The following is an 18,848-nucleotide window of genomic DNA, read 5'->3' on the forward strand; positions in this document are numbered from 1 at the left end:
AAGAAGATGATTTCAATAATAAATCTAAAAAAACAGACAAATGGGAAGTCGGCAAAAGGATAGCTGACATTACCGTTATTCTATATAAACTGTTTAAGGATACTTAAAATGAATATTGGAAAAACTATTAAACAACTTAGACAATCTGCTAATTATAGTCAAATAGAGCTTTCCTCAATAGCAGGAATTACGCAAACTTCTTTATCGCAAATTGAGCTAGGAAAAAAAAGACCTACTCAGCAAACCTTAGATAAGATTTGTCAAGCATTAAATATTAATGAATCAATCCTGTACATTATGTCAACTTCGATTGACGATATACCAGAAGAAAATAGAAACGCATATCAAGATTTATTTCCTAAAGTAAAAGATATGCTAGAAGCAATGTTTATTGTGAAGTAACTATGTTGAGAGAAATCTTTAGAATCCTGGACAGTGAAAGAAATTCTTAAAATCTCGATGTTTTATCGCTTTTTGCGAACTGTATTTTAACGATGTATGAGGATTTTTGAAGATCGCGTTTAAATCGAAGTAAATCACGATTTCTTTAAAAATTTGTAGCCCCGAGCAGAATCGAACTGCTATCTAATGTTTAGGAAACACCTATTCTATCCGTTGAACTACGGGGCCAAGAGTAGTTACAAAGATTTGAAAAATTGCCACCAATATCAAGTGAACCGATAAAATTCTACGCGATAGCGCTTAGCAATAACTTGTCCCACAAACTATAGATGTTCTCGATATGATATTGATAAATTCGATGTGGTTACAGCGGTATTTATACGTACTTTTGTGCAACGAAAATTATTAAGAAAACAAAATAGATTAACTATGAGCTTTGTAGGTAAAAACTTCCCGAACATTACAGTAGACGCAATCGATTATATGGGGGATTACATCTCCTTGAACGTGTTTGAAAAAGCACAACAAGAAAACAAAAAAGTACTTTTATTCTGGTATCCGAAAGATTTCACTTTCGTTTGCCCTACAGAATTGCACGCTTTCCAAGCAGAAGTTGCTGAATTGGAAAAACGCAATACAATCGTTATTGGCGCATCTTGCGACACCAACGAAGTGCACTTTGCATGGTTGAACACAGCAAAAGATAACGGCGGTATCGAAGGTGTTGAGTACCCAATTATTGCAGACACAAACCGCAACTTATCTAGCGTTTTAGGCATCTTAGAAATGAACGAAGTGGAGCACCCAGAATACGGAACATTGGTGGAAGGTTCTGCGGTTACTTACCGTGCAACTTACTTGATCGACGAAACTGGAAAAGTATTCCACGAGTCGGTAAACGATATGCCATTAGGACGTAATGTAAAAGAATACATCCGTTTGATTGACGCATACACACACGTGCAAAAACATGGTGAGGTTTGTCCAGCAAACTGGGAAGAAGGTAAAGAAGCAATGAACGCAACACGTGATGGCGTAGCTTCTTACTTGGCGAGCAACTAATACCATTCGCCATTCGGCCGAACGAGTTAAAATCAAGGCCGACTAAAACACGTTTCTGCATACAGTAACACCTTTTAGTCGGCCATTTTTGTACCCTTTAGATTTAGATATTATGTTACAAGAATTAGATACCGACAATTTACAAGAAGTAATAAACAGCAACGATACCGTTTTGGTTCAGTTTTCAGCTTCATGGTGTGGCAACTGCCGTATTATGAAACCGAAGTTCAAAAAGTTGTCTGGCGAGAACGAAAATGTAGCTTTCGTCATTGTAGATGCGGAAAAATTTCCAGAATCCAGAAAATTGGCCAACGTAGATAACCTACCTACTTTCGCGGCGTTCAGCAACGGAAAATTGGTAAACCAAGTGCAAACAAACAAAATTGATGGCTTAGTAGATTTGTTAAATGAAGTTACCAGTAATTAAGCACCTGACGAATTTCATTGCGGAGAACGATGTGGACTTCGTATTGGAAACCATTGAAACGTTAGAAGCTTTAACGGAAGTTTCTACGCTGAAAGATGAAGAGTTGGACGTGATTGGCGAGTTGATCTCCAATATGTATGGCGCAGTCGAAGTCGATAAGCTAATCAAAGAAGGGCAGACGCCAAAAGATGCCGTAAATTCTTTTATGCAACGCGTAATGGGTTCCATTGATCGCTAGGAGCGTTTTCCACAAAAAGCTGTTAGTAACTCCATTTTTGTGGAAAAGTTTTTGAAGAGCGATTGCTCATTAATACAGTTTAATATCCTACTTTTATAAAAAAGAAATTGATACCTGATTACCAACTTGGTTAGTCCGGAAAGTATCAGGTTTAGTATCAAGGGTTTTTAAAAGGATTTTTAATTGTTGGTAAAAGGAATCAAATAGTAATTTGGTTCCTTTTATTGTTAATGCAAATTCGTATATGCAGCGCGTACTGGTCTTTATTTTTCTATCACTACTCTCCTTTTCGGCAATCAGCCAAACATCTTATTCCAAAAATTCTTCCAAAATAAAAGCTGGCTTGGAGAAACTACAAGTTCTTGGCTCGGTGCTTTATTTTGCGGCGCATCCGGATGACGAAAACACCCGTTTAATCGCTTGGTTGGCGAATGAGAAAAAGTACGAAACCGCGTATCTTTCCTTAACACGCGGCGATGGCGGACAGAATTTGATCGGGACGGAACTCGGTATAGAACTGGGTTTGATCCGCACACAAGAATTGCTTGCGGCACGACGAATCGATGGTGGCAAACAGTTTTTCAGCTCTGCCTACGATTTTGGATTCTCCAAAACCTTTGATGAAACATTTGCTTTCTGGAATAAGGAGGAAACTTTACGTGAAGCCGTTTGGCTTATCCGCCAGCTTCGTCCGGATGTTATCGTCACGCGCTTCCCACCCGATCCGCGCGGTGGACACGGCCATCATCAGGCATCCGCCATCTTAGCTCACGAAGCATTCATCGCTGCCGCGGATCCGAATAAATTTCCGGAACAGCTGGAGCGCACCACCATCTGGCAAGCAAAACGTTTGATTTGGAACACCGCGAATTTCGGCGGACAGAATAATACATCGGACGATCAACTAAAAATCGAAACCGGACATTATAATCCGCTGCTAGGCGCATCTTACGGAGAAATATCGGCAGAAAGCCGTTCGCAACACAAAAGCCAAGGATTTGGTTCTGCTGCGACGCGCGGAGCGAGTGTAGAATATTTCGAACATGTTGCTGGCGATGAAGCCCAGGAAACTTTATTCGACGGCATTAAAACCGACTGGTCGCGCATTGCGAGTGGAGCAAAAATTGCGAAGCAGATAGAAGCGCTAAACAAAAGTTTTGATGCACAGCATCCGGAAAACGCTATTCCGAAACTCGTCGCGCTGCATAAGCACATACAGCAAATTGACGACGCACATTGGAAAGCAATAAAGAGCCGGGAAATCGAAGATTTGATTTTAGCTTGTTCCGGATTTCATTGGGAAAATGTCACGCAACAGCCAACGGCGGCTGTTAATGAATCCACAACAGTAAATCAAGAATTTATCGTTCGGAATCCAAATGTACAGGCAACCGTGCAAAGCATTAACGGCGAATCAGTAAACATTTCTTTACCATTCAACCAAACTATTCGCCAGCAATACGATTTTGCTACGCAACAGATAACACAGCCTTACTGGTTACGAAAACCGTACACGTTGGGCAAATTTGATGTAGAAGAATCCGACTTTAACGCACCGGAAAGTCGGGATTTCCCCAGCACAAAAGTAATAGTCAACATCGACGGATTGCAGATTCCTCTTCAGCAGCCGATCACATATCGCTATGTCGATCCGGTACGTGGAGAAGTGCACAATCAACTACAGATTTTGCCTTCGATCACCGCTTCCACATCGCAAACTTCGGTTTTGCTTCGACCTGAATTGGATGAAGAAAAACTTGAAGTAACATTTACCAATCATTCCAAATCGAACAGTGCAACGGTAGTCGCAAACGCTCCGACCGGATTGGATATCAGTCCGAAGACCGTCGAACTACGTTTCGGAGATACCAAATCCATCACGCAAACTTTCATGGTAAAATCAACTGGCAATGCGGGAAATAGCAAGGCAAATGAAATCACGTTTACAACTGAAAATGACACGGTTCGAACATACCGTTCTATCGCCTACGATCACATTCCTGCACAAGCTTGGTTTCCGAAGCTCAGCATCAAAGCGCTAAATTTAGACATTCATGTTCCTATCAAACGCGTTGCTTATTTACCGGGCGCGGGAGATCGCGTGCCTGAATCATTAAAAGCGATTGGCGTTGCGGTGGACTTAATCACTGCACAGCAAATTGCGAACTTAAGCACCGAACAATATGATGCTATCGTTATTGGCGTTCGCGCCTTCAATGTGCAGAGGAACCTGACAGATTACACACCAGCGTTATTGCGCTTCGCAGAAAACGGTGGAACCGTGCTCGTTCAATACAACGTAAACAGCGGCATCAACGGTGCTACGATCGGCCCGAAACCATTTCAGGTTACGCGCGCACGCGTTACCGAAGAAGATGCAAAGGTCTCTTTCTTGCTTCCGAACGATCCCGCACTTCAAAATCCGAATAGGATTGAACAGGTTGATTTCGATGGTTGGATTCAGGAGCGCGGATTATATTTTGCCGAGCAAACAGACGTTGTTTATCGAAAACCGCTATCCATGCACGACAAAAATGAGCCTGCTCACGACGGATCTTTGTTGATTGCAAAACATGGAAAAGGTAAATTTGTATACACTTCGTTAGCATTTTTCAGACAATTACCTGCCGGAGTTCCGGGAGCTTACAGATTATTTGTAAATTTGCTGGCTAGAGAAGAACAATAACAACATACGTTAGCATTTATAACAATCATGGAAAATACAAAAAACGAAAAATCAACCTTAACAAACTCCCTATATTTAATTGGAGCTGTTATGGCGGCAATCATTTCTTTTGCAGCTTCAGGCAATCCATTAAGCTTATTGACGGGGGCAATCGGTGGATTAATCTTCGCGAGCCTCTTCGTTAAGTTTATCATTCCTCACAAACCAAGTGACCGATAAGGGATTACCGTCCTTTATTCGTAGCTGGCGACAATTTTACTGGCTCGTTGCGTTGTGGCTTGTCGTCAACATTGCATTGATGTATTTATTTACCCGATATTTTGAATGAGCACGTTCGATTGGATAGTGCTCATTCTTACGTTATTGGGCATTGTAAGTTACGGAATTTACAAAAGCCGACATGTGCAAAACATCGACGGCTATATGCTCGGCGACCGAGAACTTCCTTGGTATAACGTCGGCTTTTCCGTAATGGCCACGCAAGCCAGCGCCATTACGTTTCTTTCAGCGCCTGGATTGGCGTATTCCTCTGGAATGAGTTTCGTGCAATTCTATTTTGGCCTTCCGCTGGCCATGATTGTGCTCTGCATTACCTTTGTTCCGATTTTTCATAAACTCAAAGTTTACACCGCTTATGAGTTTTTGGAGAAACGTTTTGACGTGAATACGCGCGTGCTTACTGCGATTCTCTTCCTTATCCAGCGTGGCATCTCCACCGGAATCACCATCTTCGCTCCTGCCGTTATTCTGTCTACGATTTTCGAGATTGATCTGACGCTAACCACATTGGGAATTGGCTCGCTCGTAGTTACGTACACCGTTTATGGTGGAACGAAGGCCGTTTCTTACACGCAATTGCTACAAATGTCCATCATCTTCGGAGGATTATTGCTGGCTGGCGTATTGGTGGTTCATTTCTTGCCGGAAAAAATTGGTTTCGTGGAAGCGTTGCAAATTGCCGGAAAATCAGGGAAGACGAATGCCATCGATTTCAGCTTCGACCTCAATAATCAGTACACCGTTTGGACAGGATTGATTGGCGGATTCTTTTTGCAATTATCGTATTTCGGAACGGATCAAAGTCAAGTTGGGCGTTATCTGACCGGATCGTCGGTTCGGGAGAGCCGAATGGGGTTGTTGATGAATGGCGTATTGAAAATTCCGATGCAGTTTTGCATTCTACTGATTGGCGTGTTGGTTTTTGCGTATTATCAATACAATTCGCCACCGTTGTTTTTCAATCAAGCCGAAATTAAGAAACTAGAATCTTCCAGCCACGCAGCATCTTATCAGTCGCTCATTGCGCAACATGAAACGCTGAAAGCGGAAAAAGCGAAGGATGTGGAAGCGTTGGTGACTGCGATGAATTCGGGAGATCGGCAATCGGAAGATAAACACGCCGCTTCGCTGAAAGCGCACAATGAAACGGCCGATGCATTACGTGCAAAAACGATTGATTTGCTCCAACAAAATGACCCAAAAGCCGACACGAATGATAATAATTATGTGTTTTTGTCATTCGTGAAAGATGTTTTCCCAAAAGGATTGGTGGGTTTGTTGATCGCTATTATTTTCTTGGCATCGATGGGCGCTACAGCGAGCGCGATCAATTCTTTGTCGTCCACAACCGTGATTGACATTATCAAACGCTTTGTTCGCAAATCCGGTAATGATAAAACCTATTTGAGCATATCGCGTTTTACAACCTTGTTTTGGGGCATATTTACCGTGATTATCGCCTTGTATGCGAATCGTGTTGGTAATTTGTTAGAAGCTGTAAATATCTTGGGATCGCTGTTCTACGGGACGATTTTAGGGATCTTTTTAGTCGCTTTCTATATCAAAAAAATCGGCGGCAAAGCTGTTTTTATTGCTGCTTTGCTCACCGAAGTAATCGTTATTTACATTTGGCGATTGGACGCCATTGCTTTTCTTTGGCTCAATCTTATTGGCTGCGCCGGTGTAATTATTTTGGGTTATATTCTGCAGACATTTTTACCGCAACGCCAACTGCAGGATTAAGCATCTTCCTTTTTATCTAACCATTTCGTAACCGTTGGTGCTTCGTAAGCATTCATCTTCGCCAACAAATCTTCGATGTTATCAGAAACCAATAACATATCGCGATTTTCTGCTTTCAGCAATCCTGAAACGACCATTTGATCGATAAAAACAACCAAGTGATCATAAAAACCATTTACATTCAGAATGCCAACTGGCTTCGTATGTAAACCCAACTGTCCCCAAGTAATCATCTCAAAAAGTTCTTCCAACGTTCCGAATCCGCCAGGCAACGCGATAACACCTTCGCATAGCGTGTTCATTTTCATTTTCCGTTCGTGCATATTATCCACCACGAAAAGTTCCGTCAATCCGCGATGGCCCACTTCTTTTGCTTGCAAGAAATCGGGAATCACACCAACAACCTGACCACCTTGTTCCAAAGCAGCATCGGCTACCGCACCCATCAAACCCACTTTTCCACCGCCGTAAACAAGTGTAATTTCTTCCTTCGCGAAATGCGCGCCGACTTGTTTCGCACTATCCATCCAAACCGAATCAAATCCTGGACTTGAAGCGCAGAATATGGCAATACTTTTTAACCTCATCTTTCGAAGATAATAGGTTTTCGCGCGGTAAACAAAAAATCCCCTCCGAAATGGAGAGGATTTTCAACGCGGCAATTTCTATTATTGCGCGCGATTTCTTTCGTCGTTGCTGCTATCCGACTTCCGAATATTTTGCTTCAAATTTCCGAAACGGAACGTATACGTAACGCGAACCGTTCTTCTATCATTGTATTGTCGGATATCCGAATCAAACACACCGAAACGCGTACTTATATTATTCTGTGATGTTCTAAAAATATCGGTGGCTGCTAATTTCAATGTACTGCGCTCATCTTTGAAGTTGTAACTCACGCCCAAATCCAACGCCCAGTTGCTTTCGATTTTATAGATATTATACACAAATGGTGATGTATAATCCAACGAGGTTTCCGCCGAGAATCGTTTGCTGATTTTAAAGTTATTCATGTTGTTCAACTGAAACATGAATCCGCCTTGATCAACAAAGGAACCAGCAATTGGACCTTTGAAATACATATGTACCAAAGTCATATTATTATTCATCGACCAGAAGTTACCCACGCGATATGGTGTATTGATGTTAATATAGCTATTCACTTGCTTACCCAAATTTTCGCGGATTACCCACGAGCGTTTGGTCTCTTCATCCTGTCCCATACTTTCGGTCATTGCATCGTTTGTTATATCCGATCCAACGGTAAAGTTGAACATCTTTTTCCACGTATAATTTAAGGATAAACCGTGCGTGTATTGCGGTTGCAAATAAGGATTTCCGCGCATGAACGTAAAACGATCAATGAAATATTCGAACGGATTCAAATGGCGATAGTTCGGGCGAGAAATCTTCTTCGCATAGCTTAATGAAAGAATATTATCCTCATTGATTGTTCTGGTAACGCTGGCGGACGGAAACAAATCGAAATATTTTCTATTCACAATGCTGTTCATCGTTCTAGATTCGCCATCGGAGATGGTTAATTCTCCACGTAAACCCGCTTTAATCGACCACTTATCCATTTCCCGGCTATAGTCAGCATACGCGGCAGCGATTTGCTCGGTGTAAATAAAATGATTTGGGCGACCTTCATAATCTTGCCATTGGTTATTTACGAAATGCTCAAATTGCAAATCATTATCCGAACGCACGTTACTATATTTTAAACCCGTTTCGAACCGATCCTTTTTGCTGAGTGGTTTACTATAATCCAATTTTGCCACATAAATATCAATATCCACCGGCGTACGAGTACGTTCCAATTCCGGATCATACAACAAATCGCCTCGCGAATCGCGCATAATGTATTCGTAATTGATATTATTCTTGTTTCTGAAGCGACTCAAATCCGCATCGAAAACTAATTTTCCTCCGGACGTATCTGTTAGAAATGTATTGTTGAAGTTTAGGGAATAACGATTAAAGTTTGCTCGTCCAATACTCGTAGAGTTCAACAAAGAATCCGGTGCTTCATCTATAGCTAACCTTGGTCTTCCCATCAATGTCGTGCTAATATTATCCTCATTTTCAGCCATATTATTTGCTGAAAATTGCAACAACATCGTGTTCTTTTCCGAAGTTTTTTGTTCTATACCAAAACGATAGGTATGCGTCCGATCTAACTGGTACATATTGGCCGTCTGATTGAACTCGGTCGGATTTTCTTCGCCAACAACCCGACGAATATCCAAGTCAAACAAGCGCTTATTATTCATGTAGGAATATGTTCCGAAAACCGTCGTGTTATCTTTTCTATAATTTAAACTAGCTGAAGTATTTCCGCGGGTGTAATGGCCTTGCGCTAAGCTTCCGACCAACGTTCCGTTGAATCCTTCAATTCTGTTTTTCTTCAATACGATGTTGATGCTGCCGGAAGATCCTTCTGCATCTTCTTTCGCACTACGTGTCGTTGCAACCTCGATATTTTTGATTTGTCCGCCGTCTACAGATTTCAGAAAGGACGCCAACTGCTCGCCAGTCATAAAAGTTTGGCGACCGTCAATGGTGACGTTAATGCCCTCGCGCCCCATCAACAGAATGTTTTCATCCTTATCAATGGTCACACCCGGAGCCCGTTTTAATACTTCCAACGCATTATTCCCCGCTGCCAACGTGGAGTTTTCTACATCCAAAATCAGTTTTCCATTCGAACTGCGTATAAGTGGCGTTTGTCCGGTAACCGCAACCGTTTCGATGGATTGACTTTCCGTGCTTAAAACCATTTCGGGCATCGCGATCGCTTTCCCCGAAAATTCGAACGGCTCGGATTGCAAAGCGTTATAACCTATCGACGCAATTTCTAAGTAATACGTGCCATTCGGCACATTGCTCATGGTATATTCTCCTTGCTGATTGGTTTGCGCGGATTTCACGATAACTTTCGAAGAAGCGGTCATTAAATAAACCGTTGCGCCCTCGATGGGTTCTTGCTGATCGTTGTGCACCACGCCATGCAAATGAACGGCTGGTTGCTGTGCGAAAGCTTGATTTATTAGGGCAATAACTGTCCAGGCAACTATAAATAGTATTCTAATCATTGGTAGTAAGATGTAGTTTGTTTTATGCTATAGGTTAGACGCTAATTAGCCTTCAGAAGTTACAGATTCCTCATCATTTTTTTCTTCCTCGCTTGGTGGTGGCGTTGTCGCGCATTTCAACCCGTTCTTTGTCATCACCCATTCCGTCGATTTATTGTTGATATCAGGATAGCAATCTCTAATAGAAATGCTGCCTCTAACCTTGTAATCCAAGTTGTTCATTACAGTAACTTTAGTACCTACTGGAAAGAATAATTTAATATCGACTCTTTGGTCACGATAGACTTGTTTTTCAGGGCTAAATAGAAAATGGCTATCAAACACCAGATTTTCGGAATTTTGGGTAATCTTGTAAAGAATATCAGAAGCATTGTCAGAAGCTTGTTTGAATGTCTTCCCTTTCGCAGCATAGTGATATTGAACGAAAGGTTTCTCTAAAGAATCTAATGGCTCAATGCTGATGCTTAAATCATCACGCAAACTTAATCCATCTTCAATAGCATTAATCCTTCCATTATCGAAATCTTCACTTGAGGCGTCGATCACGCGCACATCGCGTTCAGATAACACATATGTTTTGAAAGATTGAAGTTGCTTATCTACCTTAACAGTGCTAGTCTCTCGGAAATTCTGAGATGCGGAGATGCAAAAGTAAATGATTGCGACGATCGATAACCCCCAAATCGTTAGCATAGTCAAAGATGCGTAGTTATTCATTTTGGGAGCTCGGAAAAGCAAACGTAACATCCAATAGAAGAAAGCAACGAATGGAATTATCATTCCAAAGAACCCCGCAAGTAATGCTGGATATGAATCTACCGGATCAATTAACATCAACGGTGGGAACATAATTGGGTTTTCATATCCCATCAGATTCAATGCATTGAATACAAAAAAGATGAATAATCCCAACAGATTCATCCCTAAAATAATCAGTGTGAATACCCCTAAAATCCGCCCAATCATTCTAAAAATACCACCAATTACACTTTCTACATTTCTTACGACACGTTCGCCATCGCTTCTCGAAGTAGATTGTTGTCCGGGATAATCCTCCAACTCCTTTTCATAAGATTTCTTGAAGTTTTCCAAGTTCGGTGCTTCGCCACGCATAGCCATACGATCTGCACGACTTCCAGCCTGTGGCATGACTAACCACAAAACGATATACAACATCGCACCGGAACCTCCTAATAGAAAGAAGCTTAAGAAGATCACGCGCACCCATTTCGATTCGATGCCGAAATAATGTCCCAATCCGCTAGCAACACCTCCCAATATCTTATCATCTGGATCACGCATCAACTTTTTCGCAAAATACGATGCGCTTCCAGCTGTTGCCTTCGGCTCCGCTTCTTCCTCTTCAAAATGCTTACGCGGCTCGCTTTCCTCCACAGCTTCACCACCAAAACCACTCGACTCCGCCTCATCATCGCCTAAAATGCCTGCCTCGAAATCGCTAACGCGCCCCATCTGCCCGATCACCTGATTAACGTCCTCCACGCCAATTACTTCCTTTCTGCCAGAATGAATGCGTTCGGAAAACATTTCCGCAATGCGATTTTCTATGTCCTCTAAGATTTCTTTGCTTTCCTCCGATCGACCAAAATGGCGCTTGATGTCAATCATGTACGATCGCAACATTTCATAAGCGTCCTCTTCGATATGGAAGACGATACTGTTGATGTTTATAATTATAGTCTTATTCATGACTTTAAGGTTTTTATCAATTGTTGTTTTAAATGGTTCGATGTTCTAGGGAAGTTTCAACGGCAAAAAGTAATTCCTTCCAGGTGATGTCCAATTTCTTGAGCACTTCCCGACCTTCATCCGTGATTTCATAGTATTTACGCGGTGGTCCAGAAGTCGATTCTTTCCAGTTATAACTCAATAAGCCGTTATTCTTCAATCTGGTTAGCAAAGGATAAAGCGTTCCTTCCACAATCAAAAGTTGCGCTTTCTTCAACTCTGCAATGATGTCCGATGCATATATCTCATTCCGAGATATGATGGAGAGTATACAATATTCCAGTATACCTTTTCTCATCTGCACTTGTGTGTTTTCAGCGATCATAGTAATACAAAGATATATCCTTTAGCCAGTACTTTGCAATGCATAGTACTATTTATTTTCATATTTTTTTTACAAACCATTGGTTATCAGCTAAATTAATTTTAAATGCCGTATTCCTGCTATTTAGTAAGGTGTTGTAAAAACCTACAAAAAGCGTTAAAGCACTTTTATCTTTACGCGATAAACCCGACTTTTACGTCTATGCGTTTTATCCTTAGCTATTCTTGGGCATTCTTGTGGAGCATTTGTATGTTGTATTTAATGCTTAAATCGCCCGGGTCTACCCCAATTCCACTTTTTGAAGGATTCGATAAACTGGCACATTGCGGATGTTTCTTTTTATTAACCGCGTTGTTTCTTTATGGAGCAGTAGCTTACACCAAAGGCATGGCTCGAAAGTATTTAAGTGCTTTTTGGGTATTGCTCGGAACAGGATCTTTTGCTTTTTTTACAGAATTTGCTCAATATTATTTTACAAGCACACGCCAGGCAGATTGGTGGGATATTTTTGCTGATTTCGTCGGAATTGGCATGGCGTTATTTGCGTACTTACTCTTCTATCGCAAGCGTTTCTAATTATTGTATCTTATGCTCGCGCGATGGTGAGCACAGAAACCTTCGTGTCTAAATCGTGAAGTAATTGATTTGCGGCAGATGCTAAAGTTGCGCCAGTGGTTACCACATCATCCACCAGCAAAATATGATTGTAATATTTCGTATTCCCACCTTCGCCAAGTTTAAACACGTCAGAAACATTATCATAACGTTCGTCTCTAGATTTTTGGGTTTGTGACGTGGAGTACACCACGCGCAGAAGTAAATCTGTACGATATGGAATATTGAGCGATTCGCTCAATCCTTTCGCGAAATATTCTGATTGATTGTAACCGCGAATCCGAAGTTTTTTTGGATGAAGCGGAATGGGTACGATAAGATCAGCATTTTCGATGATGGATGTTCCGACCAACAGTTTTCCAAACATATTACCGAACAACAATCCTACTTCGCGCTGTCCGCCGTACTTTAGTTGATGCAGCATACGCTGTACGCTCGACGACTTAGACACATACAACATGGACGCCGCACCGTTTAAGGGTGCTTTTCCCCATAATTGCTTTGCGGTTTGGTTCTCCGGATCAAGGTGATGATCGGTTTTGGGCAGGTGGAGTAAGCAATGCGAACAGATGACTTCTTCTTGCTGAGCGAGCACCTCTTCACAACCCGCGCATTTCTGTGGAAACAGCAGATGAATTAATCCTTGCCAATATTTTGCTACATCCATCTTCATAGTTGGAATTGGTTAGCACCGACAAGGAAGGAAAAAGCGTGCTTAAGAAACTTCCTCGGCGGTTTTATCTTTAATAGCCAGCTGACCGCAGGCCGCGTCAATATCTTTTCCGCGACTACGACGCACGTTGGTAATCACGCCTTGCGAACGCAAATAATCCGCAAATACATCAATCTTATCCGCTTCCGCATTCACAAAATCTGCCAAAGCAATTGGGTTATATTCGATGATATTCACCTTACACGGGATATGCTTACAGAATTTGGCCAATTCTTTGGCATCCGTGATTTCGTCATTGAAATTGTGGAAAACAATGTATTCGAACGTAACCGGATTTTTGGTCTTCGCATAATAGTATTTCAATGCTTCTGCCAATGATTTCAATGAGTTCTGCTCGTTGATCGGCATAATATCATTGCGTTTCTCGTCGTTTGCAGCATGCAGAGAAAGTGCTAAGTTGAAACGAACTTCGTCATCACCCAACTTCTTAATCATCTTCGCAATACCCGCAGTACTTACGGTAATTCGCTTCGCAGCCATATTAAGACCGGTCGGTGACGTAATACGTTCGACCGATTTCATCATATTGGCATAATTCAACAACGGTTCGCCCATTCCCATGTAGACGATGTTGGATAATGGTTGTTGGTAATGATCTTCCGCTTGCTTAGCAATAAGCACCACCTGATCGTAAATTTCGTCGGCATTAAGGTTCCGCTTGCGATCCATATAACCGGTCGCACAGAATTTACAGGTTAAGCTACATCCTACTTGCGAACTCACGCAGGCCGTCATCCGGGAATCGGCTGGAATTAGCACGCCTTCGATGACATTACCATCATAAAGCGTAAACGTGCTTTTTATGGTTTTGTCGGTACTGATTTGAGATTGACGAACTTGCGCAGCATTGATGGTAAAATGGCTTTTCAAGTTTTCACGAAGTGCTTTGCTCAGGTTGCTCATCTCATCGAACGATGTGCAGGATTTTTGCCAAAGCCATTCATAGATTTGCTTTGCGCGAAATGCCTGTTCCCCCATCTCCGTGAGTTTCAGCTTTAACTGATCCACACTCAAACTTCTGATATCCACCAATTTTACATTATCTTTCACAAAGGCAAAGATACGCAAAGCGCGCTAAACCTTTGACATTCTTCCCTTTTTTTGATAAATTACAGACATCTATAAACACACAGCTATGAAAAATACCCTAGCCATTCTTGCATTATCGCTTTGCAGTTATTCTGCTCATGCGCAACATCAATTAGAAAAATTGTGGGAATCCAACGAGCAACTTCCCGTTCCGGAATCTGTGCTTCCAACTGCTAATGCCAAACAATTATACGTTTCCTTAATTGATGGAAGCGGTACCGAAAAAGACGGAAAAGGCGGCGTAGCGGTGCTGAATAGCGACGGAAGTCTAAAGAACGCTACTTGGATTGAAGGATTGAATGCGCCTAAAGGAATGGCACAACATGGCAACTTGCTATACGTGGCCGACATTACTGATGTGGTGGTAATAGACATCAAGAAAGGCAAAGTGCTGAAGAAAATTGCGATCGCAGATTCCAAATTTTTGAACGATGTAACGGCGGATGCCAAAGGTCGAATTTTCGTTTCGGATTCCCGAGAGCATAAAGTTCATGTAATCGAAAACGATCAACCGTCGTTATACCTCGATGGCGTTAACAACGTAAATGGCCTAAAATCCATTGGCGATTTCCTATATGTTTTGGCAGGAAAGGAATTGTGGAAAGTGGATCAACAGAAAAACAAAACGGTAATCACAGATAAGTTGGAAGAAAATGGTGACGGTATTGAGCCCGTTGGAAACGATGATTTCTTGATTACTTGTTGGCCGGGATTGATCTACTATTTGGGAGCTGACGGATCATTGGAGCAACTTTTGGATACGCGTGGAAAGATGAATACCGCGGATTTAGGTTATGATCCAGCCAAGAAAACCTTATACGTACCGACTTTCAACAGCAATAGCGTAGTTGCGTACAAATTGGTCAAAAAATAAATCCTAAGCCGGTTTCAACGATGTTGCTAACCGGCTTTCCATTTTCCATCGATAAACTTTTCCGGTATTGATAATTGGCTTTCAGCACAATATTTTCTCTCGTGTTGAAATTAACGCCCAATGTGGTAATTCGCATGTTGCTTTCTGTTCTCGGCAACGCCATCAATGATTGTTGAACCCCACGATGTGTATTCAGCCGTTCGTAGCGACCAAATAAACTCAATTTCATTTCTTCAGGGTCGAACAAGAACGAGCTTTTGCGCTGTTTCGTCGAGCTATCTCCTTTTCGCAGATAAGGCAGAATATCGTTTCCCAATTCGAATAGATAGCCATAGGTTCTTCTTCCAAGCACTTGTCCTGAGCCCGCATTCTCTTGTTCTGTTTGCTGGTAGATTTTTTCCGTGTCTCCAAGTGTTCCATAAGTTCCTAGCGCGATCAAGCGAAAGTTGCGCCAATCGTACTTTGCGTAAGCGGTTGTCAGGTTGATCCGCCCTTTAATTTCTTCATCTTGTCCGTTTACTGCTACCTTTTCACCTTGTCCCGAATTGCCGTAGTAACCAGAAGCCGAAAGGGTCAGATTGGACACGCCATGATAATTGATCTGCGGATTAACCGCGATGGATTTCGGAACATCTAATCGGATTTCTCGTCCTTGTCGAATCCAACTTCCACCTAGAAAATGACGGCTATTTAATCCTTGCGAGAAACCCAAAGCATAGCTCCAATCTTTGGAAATATTGCCATAAAACATGGTTCCGAACTCAATCCATGTCGACGGGGTAATCAAGCGCTCCACTTCCGAACGATTGACCGAATAAAACATTACTGGTTCATCGTTATTATTGACGTAACCAATCGTTAAAGGGTAAAATCCCAACCTCGCCTTCAAATAATCCGCAAATAGATAATCCACAAAGGCTTCAAGTACAATTTCATGTTTGGAATTTCCATCGCGATCATGTAGGAATTCGATTTGAAATTCCGAATTCCAAATGAACTTATCGCTTAACCGATAACCGAAGAACGTCGCGTAGCGATATAGACCTGAATAGTACAATTCCAAATCACCTAAATCGGCAGACACATTTTGTTGCACCGGAACGTAGTTAAACTCACCAAAACCACTTATAGACCAAGGCTTTTCTGAGAAAAATATTTTGGATGCTGCTAGTGCTAAACCCGGCTGTTGTTGAAATTTAGGCTTTTCCGCTAGCGTCGAGTCTACAATGGACTTAAGGGAGTCAATAGGTTGCTGAGCAGAAGCGTTGACCGCAGCAAAAAGGGAAAGCAGGAGAATAAACGTACGGCACATAACAAAACACGTTGAGAAACTAATTATTATCGAGCGAGCAAAGTTAGCTAATAATTATAAAAATTTCCTGCGCGAACGATCAATCGTTTCTTATCTGTTTTGACTAACGAAAAAAGGCTCCTGCCAGCGTTTGTATTGCCGGCAGAAGCCCATCACAAATTAACCACCAATAATCCTTTGCCTATTCTGTTTTGCTTTCGTCAGCCACTGCTTCTTCCCAAGTTTTCCATTTTTCAACGCCGGCATTGTAGCCATCGTAACCAAAGTTTTGACTCAATGTGCCACGCGTGTTCGCAGTTATCGCCGCGTAAGGAATAGGCCAGTACATGTTTTTCTTATCCATGGTGTAGTTTGGATTTGCATTTCCAGTTGCATTTACCTGAATTGGACCCTTGTTGTACATACTTAATCGGTTAATACGCTGATACCAATAGCTTCCTCCGCTCGCATCCGTTCCGGATTGCTTGTCGAACGTTTCCAAACTATACGTATTTCCCCACTCATCCGCTCTTCCGCTTCGCGCAAGACACAGGGAAACGCGCTTCAACTCCACATTACGCCATTCTTCCCAATACAACTCACGTGCTCGCTCATTCATGATATCGCCGATCGTTACCGTACCTTGGTATAACTGTGTACACTGCGCACGTTGGCGAATGATGTTCAAATCGTCCTTAATAGTTCCATCAGCTGGATTTAAATAAAATTTTGCTTCTGCACGAAGTAGATGAGCTTCCGCCAAGCGATATAAATACCAATCTGCAATTCCACCGTTCGTTGCTCCGCGAAGACCATCCGAACCGACAATATTCGCTTCGCCAACCGGATCGTTCAAGAAAAACTTATAATGCGGCACATCAAACCAACGGCGAATGGTATCACTGCAAAGCAATCTGCCTGTTGTTGGGTGAAATAGTGTTAAATTTTGACCGAACTGCAGCGAAGCTTTGTTGTTCACTTTATAATCTTCCATACGCATCCAATTTCCAGAGCTGGAGCTGTGGCGAAGATCGGTAGCATCAACCACACCGTTCACATTCCACAGTGCGTGTGTTTGAAAATAGGTTGGACGAAATGTGGTAATACCGCGACCGAATGCGCGCATGTAATCGTACATGGGATTATAATCACCGCTGTTCCGTCGAATGTTCAATAATGCCTGACGGCCATCTGGAGCTTGCACGCGGTTATCGAAAACGAACGGATATAACACGCGCATCGTTAGCATCTGCACGAAGGATTCTGCGTCGGATCCACGATTTGGAATCCCCATAATCACCTCGCGATTCGATGCGATCAATTTGTTTTCGGCACGATGCAAATCCCAGATCACATTACGAGTGATCGGCCAAGTACGCGCTTCACCGCCAGGATTAAACGTTCCGAATGGAGCGGTCATCAAAGAATATCCCGACTGTTCGATGATAATATCGGTTTGCTCTTTTGCTTTGGCATATTCACCAGTTGCTAGATATAGCTTTGCTAATAGCATCCTGCAGGCCCCTTTATTTACCAAACCAATTAAATTTGTTTGCGCTTGCGTTGGAACCCACTCAACCGCGAATTCCATATCCTTCACCAACATCTTTAAAATTGCTTCGCGCTCGGTGCTTTTGTAGTTCAACTTTGGTCCATCCACCAAGGTCGTAACCAAGGGAACGTCTCCAAATTGAAATACTAAATTCATGTAACGAAAGGCGCGGTGAAAATACGCTCTTCCCTTATACGAGTTACGTACATTTTCGTCTAACCCTTCCACCTGATCCACATATTTTAATATGGTATTTGCATAGGAAATTCCTTTGTAGGTTTCGTCCCACATATACCAAATACTGTTTGTCCGATCCAAGTTCTGGTGAACTGTTTCGCTCGTAGGAGTCAACATATTTGCTACGTCGGCGAGCATCGTACGTTTGTCAGTAGCACCGGAAACCATTAACTCGGAGAAAATGTATTCGGTTCCCATAGTCAACATTTCATTGTGACTATTCGCCCAATACAGTTTCATGTGCCGATCACAAATCGCCATCGTGGCCATAATTCCCGCCTCCGTTGTATACACCGTTTCCGGCTGGAAAACCGATAGCGGATTAGGTTTTAAGAAATCTTTAGAACATCCGCTGAGTAGCAAAACGCCGCCCATTACGGAGTAGATAATTTTTGAAATACGAGTCGATCGCTGATATATATTTTTCATGATAACGTATTTTTTAAGG

The 18,848-nt window shown here is 42.2% G+C and carries 17 protein-coding genes and 1 tRNA gene; 9 read left to right on the top strand and 9 right to left on the bottom strand.

Annotation, left to right across the window (positions count from 1 at the left end; all coding sequences use genetic code 11):
* Nucleotides 1–108: 108 nt before the first annotated feature.
* Complete coding sequence (locus ACFSQ3_RS04590) at nt 109–402, top strand: helix-turn-helix domain-containing protein (RefSeq protein WP_380867947.1); 294 nt, start codon at nt 109–111, stop codon at nt 400–402.
* Between the two features lie 156 nt (nt 403–558).
* Here the strand turns inward: ACFSQ3_RS04590 and ACFSQ3_RS04595 are convergent.
* Nucleotides 559–630: transfer RNA gene (locus ACFSQ3_RS04595), tRNA-Arg, on the bottom strand.
* Between the two features lie 201 nt (nt 631–831).
* On the opposite strand from ACFSQ3_RS04595, the gene ACFSQ3_RS04600 reads away from it, so the two are divergent.
* The 6 genes from ACFSQ3_RS04600 to ACFSQ3_RS04625 all read left to right on the top strand — a co-directional run bounded on the left by ACFSQ3_RS04600 (nt 832) and on the right by ACFSQ3_RS04625 (nt 6,837).
* A complete protein-coding gene (locus ACFSQ3_RS04600) occupies nt 832–1,464 on the top strand; it encodes a peroxiredoxin (protein ID WP_380867949.1) in 633 nt (210 codons plus the stop codon).
* Nucleotides 1,465–1,576: 112 nt separating this feature from the next.
* Nucleotides 1,577–1,891 (top strand): thioredoxin family protein, encoded by a 315-nt coding sequence (locus ACFSQ3_RS04605; RefSeq protein WP_380867950.1) that lies wholly within the window; start codon nt 1,577–1,579, stop codon nt 1,889–1,891.
* Nucleotides 1,872–2,129, top strand: a complete 258-nt coding sequence (locus tag ACFSQ3_RS04610) for a DUF6952 family protein (protein WP_380867952.1) — start codon at nt 1,872–1,874, stop codon at nt 2,127–2,129. Before ACFSQ3_RS04605 ends, ACFSQ3_RS04610 begins: the two co-directional genes overlap by 20 nt.
* Before the next feature lie 244 nt (nt 2,130–2,373).
* A complete protein-coding gene (locus tag ACFSQ3_RS04615; protein ID WP_380867953.1) occupies nt 2,374–4,815 on the top strand; it encodes a PIG-L family deacetylase in 2,442 nt (813 codons plus the stop codon).
* 27 nt (nt 4,816–4,842) lie between these two features.
* Nucleotides 4,843–5,034, top strand: a complete 192-nt coding sequence (locus ACFSQ3_RS04620) for a hypothetical protein (RefSeq protein WP_380867955.1) — start codon at nt 4,843–4,845, stop codon at nt 5,032–5,034.
* A 105-nt stretch (nt 5,035–5,139) separates the two neighbouring features.
* Nucleotides 5,140–6,837: a sodium:solute symporter gene (locus tag ACFSQ3_RS04625; protein ID WP_380867956.1), complete on the top strand. Its 1,698-nt coding sequence runs from the start codon at nt 5,140–5,142 to the stop codon at nt 6,835–6,837.
* On the opposite strand, the gene ACFSQ3_RS04630 is transcribed toward ACFSQ3_RS04625, so the two are convergent.
* The 4 genes from ACFSQ3_RS04630 to ACFSQ3_RS04645 all read right to left on the bottom strand — a co-directional run bounded on the left by ACFSQ3_RS04630 (nt 6,834) and on the right by ACFSQ3_RS04645 (nt 12,009).
* Entirely contained in the window at nt 6,834–7,424 is a 591-nt protein-coding gene (locus ACFSQ3_RS04630) for an LOG family protein (RefSeq protein WP_380867958.1), read from the bottom strand. The genes ACFSQ3_RS04625 and ACFSQ3_RS04630 overlap by 4 nt on opposite strands.
* Before the next feature lie 81 nt (nt 7,425–7,505).
* Nucleotides 7,506–9,935 carry an outer membrane beta-barrel protein gene (locus ACFSQ3_RS04635; protein ID WP_380867959.1) on the bottom strand — a complete coding sequence of 810 codons (2,430 nt, stop codon included), beginning with the start codon at nt 9,933–9,935 and terminating at the stop codon, nt 7,506–7,508.
* A 45-nt stretch (nt 9,936–9,980) separates the two neighbouring features.
* Nucleotides 9,981–11,645 (bottom strand): PspC domain-containing protein, encoded by a 1,665-nt coding sequence (locus ACFSQ3_RS04640; RefSeq protein WP_380867961.1) that lies wholly within the window; start codon nt 11,643–11,645, stop codon nt 9,981–9,983.
* Nucleotides 11,646–11,673: 28 nt separating this feature from the next.
* A complete protein-coding gene (locus ACFSQ3_RS04645; protein WP_380867963.1) occupies nt 11,674–12,009 on the bottom strand; it encodes a PadR family transcriptional regulator in 336 nt (111 codons plus the stop codon).
* Nucleotides 12,010–12,210: 201 nt separating this feature from the next.
* Here ACFSQ3_RS04645 and ACFSQ3_RS04650 point away from each other — a divergent pair, with 201 nt between their 5' ends.
* Nucleotides 12,211–12,585 carry a VanZ family protein gene (locus tag ACFSQ3_RS04650; protein WP_380867964.1) on the top strand — a complete coding sequence of 125 codons (375 nt, stop codon included), beginning with the start codon at nt 12,211–12,213 and terminating at the stop codon, nt 12,583–12,585.
* A 10-nt stretch (nt 12,586–12,595) separates the two neighbouring features.
* On the opposite strand, the gene ACFSQ3_RS04655 is transcribed toward ACFSQ3_RS04650, so the two are convergent.
* Both ACFSQ3_RS04655 and rlmN read right to left on the bottom strand, forming a co-directional pair.
* Nucleotides 12,596–13,297, bottom strand: a complete 702-nt coding sequence (locus ACFSQ3_RS04655; protein ID WP_380867966.1) for a ComF family protein — start codon at nt 13,295–13,297, stop codon at nt 12,596–12,598.
* Nucleotides 13,298–13,339: 42 nt separating this feature from the next.
* Nucleotides 13,340–14,407 carry a 23S rRNA (adenine(2503)-C(2))-methyltransferase RlmN gene (rlmN, locus tag ACFSQ3_RS04660; RefSeq protein WP_380867968.1) on the bottom strand — a complete coding sequence of 356 codons (1,068 nt, stop codon included), beginning with the start codon at nt 14,405–14,407 and terminating at the stop codon, nt 13,340–13,342.
* Between the two features lie 85 nt (nt 14,408–14,492).
* Between rlmN and ACFSQ3_RS04665 the strand changes: the two genes are divergently transcribed.
* On the top strand, nt 14,493–15,320 hold the full coding sequence (locus tag ACFSQ3_RS04665) for an SMP-30/gluconolactonase/LRE family protein (RefSeq protein WP_380867970.1): 828 nt from the start codon (nt 14,493–14,495) through the stop codon (nt 15,318–15,320).
* Here ACFSQ3_RS04665 and ACFSQ3_RS04670 read toward each other — a convergent pair.
* Nucleotides 15,310–16,632 carry a hypothetical protein gene (locus tag ACFSQ3_RS04670; RefSeq protein ID WP_380867971.1) on the bottom strand — a complete coding sequence of 441 codons (1,323 nt, stop codon included), beginning with the start codon at nt 16,630–16,632 and terminating at the stop codon, nt 15,310–15,312. The two genes, ACFSQ3_RS04665 and ACFSQ3_RS04670, sit on opposite strands and share 11 nt — an antisense overlap.
* Before the next feature lie 181 nt (nt 16,633–16,813).
* On the bottom strand, nt 16,814–18,829 hold the full coding sequence (locus ACFSQ3_RS04675; protein ID WP_380867973.1) for a RagB/SusD family nutrient uptake outer membrane protein: 2,016 nt from the start codon (nt 18,827–18,829) through the stop codon (nt 16,814–16,816).
* Between the last annotated feature and the right edge of the window lie 19 nt (nt 18,830–18,848).

This window comes from Sphingobacterium corticis (assembly GCF_042684745.1).
In the GTDB taxonomy this organism is placed as follows: domain Bacteria; phylum Bacteroidota; class Bacteroidia; order Sphingobacteriales; family Sphingobacteriaceae; genus Sphingobacterium; species Sphingobacterium corticis.

Bases quoted from the DNA above. Each gene is read 5' to 3' on its own strand.
- ACFSQ3_RS04610 (WP_380867952.1), top strand. From the start codon at position 1,872: ATGAAGTTACCAGTAATTAAGCACCTGACGAATTTCATTGCGGAGAAC.
- ACFSQ3_RS04615 (WP_380867953.1), top strand. From the start codon at position 2,374: ATGCAGCGCGTACTGGTCTTTATTTTTCTATCACTACTCTCCTTTTCG.
- ACFSQ3_RS04675 (WP_380867973.1), bottom strand. From the start codon at position 18,829: ATGAAAAATATATATCAGCGATCGACTCGTATTTCAAAAATTATCTAC.
- ACFSQ3_RS04620 (WP_380867955.1), top strand. From the start codon at position 4,843: ATGGAAAATACAAAAAACGAAAAATCAACCTTAACAAACTCCCTATAT.
- ACFSQ3_RS04650 (WP_380867964.1), top strand. From the start codon at position 12,211: ATGCGTTTTATCCTTAGCTATTCTTGGGCATTCTTGTGGAGCATTTGT.
- ACFSQ3_RS04635 (WP_380867959.1), bottom strand. From the start codon at position 9,935: ATGATTAGAATACTATTTATAGTTGCCTGGACAGTTATTGCCCTAATA.
- ACFSQ3_RS04655 (WP_380867966.1), bottom strand. From the start codon at position 13,297: ATGAAGATGGATGTAGCAAAATATTGGCAAGGATTAATTCATCTGCTG.
- ACFSQ3_RS04590 (WP_380867947.1), top strand. From the start codon at position 109: ATGAATATTGGAAAAACTATTAAACAACTTAGACAATCTGCTAATTAT.
- ACFSQ3_RS04665 (WP_380867970.1), top strand. From the start codon at position 14,493: ATGAAAAATACCCTAGCCATTCTTGCATTATCGCTTTGCAGTTATTCT.
- ACFSQ3_RS04645 (WP_380867963.1), bottom strand. From the start codon at position 12,009: ATGATCGCTGAAAACACACAAGTGCAGATGAGAAAAGGTATACTGGAA.
- ACFSQ3_RS04605 (WP_380867950.1), top strand. From the start codon at position 1,577: ATGTTACAAGAATTAGATACCGACAATTTACAAGAAGTAATAAACAGC.
- ACFSQ3_RS04630 (WP_380867958.1), bottom strand. From the start codon at position 7,424: ATGAGGTTAAAAAGTATTGCCATATTCTGCGCTTCAAGTCCAGGATTT.
- ACFSQ3_RS04670 (WP_380867971.1), bottom strand. From the start codon at position 16,632: ATGTGCCGTACGTTTATTCTCCTGCTTTCCCTTTTTGCTGCGGTCAAC.
- ACFSQ3_RS04600 (WP_380867949.1), top strand. From the start codon at position 832: ATGAGCTTTGTAGGTAAAAACTTCCCGAACATTACAGTAGACGCAATC.
- ACFSQ3_RS04625 (WP_380867956.1), top strand. From the start codon at position 5,140: ATGAGCACGTTCGATTGGATAGTGCTCATTCTTACGTTATTGGGCATT.
- ACFSQ3_RS04640 (WP_380867961.1), bottom strand. From the start codon at position 11,645: ATGAATAAGACTATAATTATAAACATCAACAGTATCGTCTTCCATATC.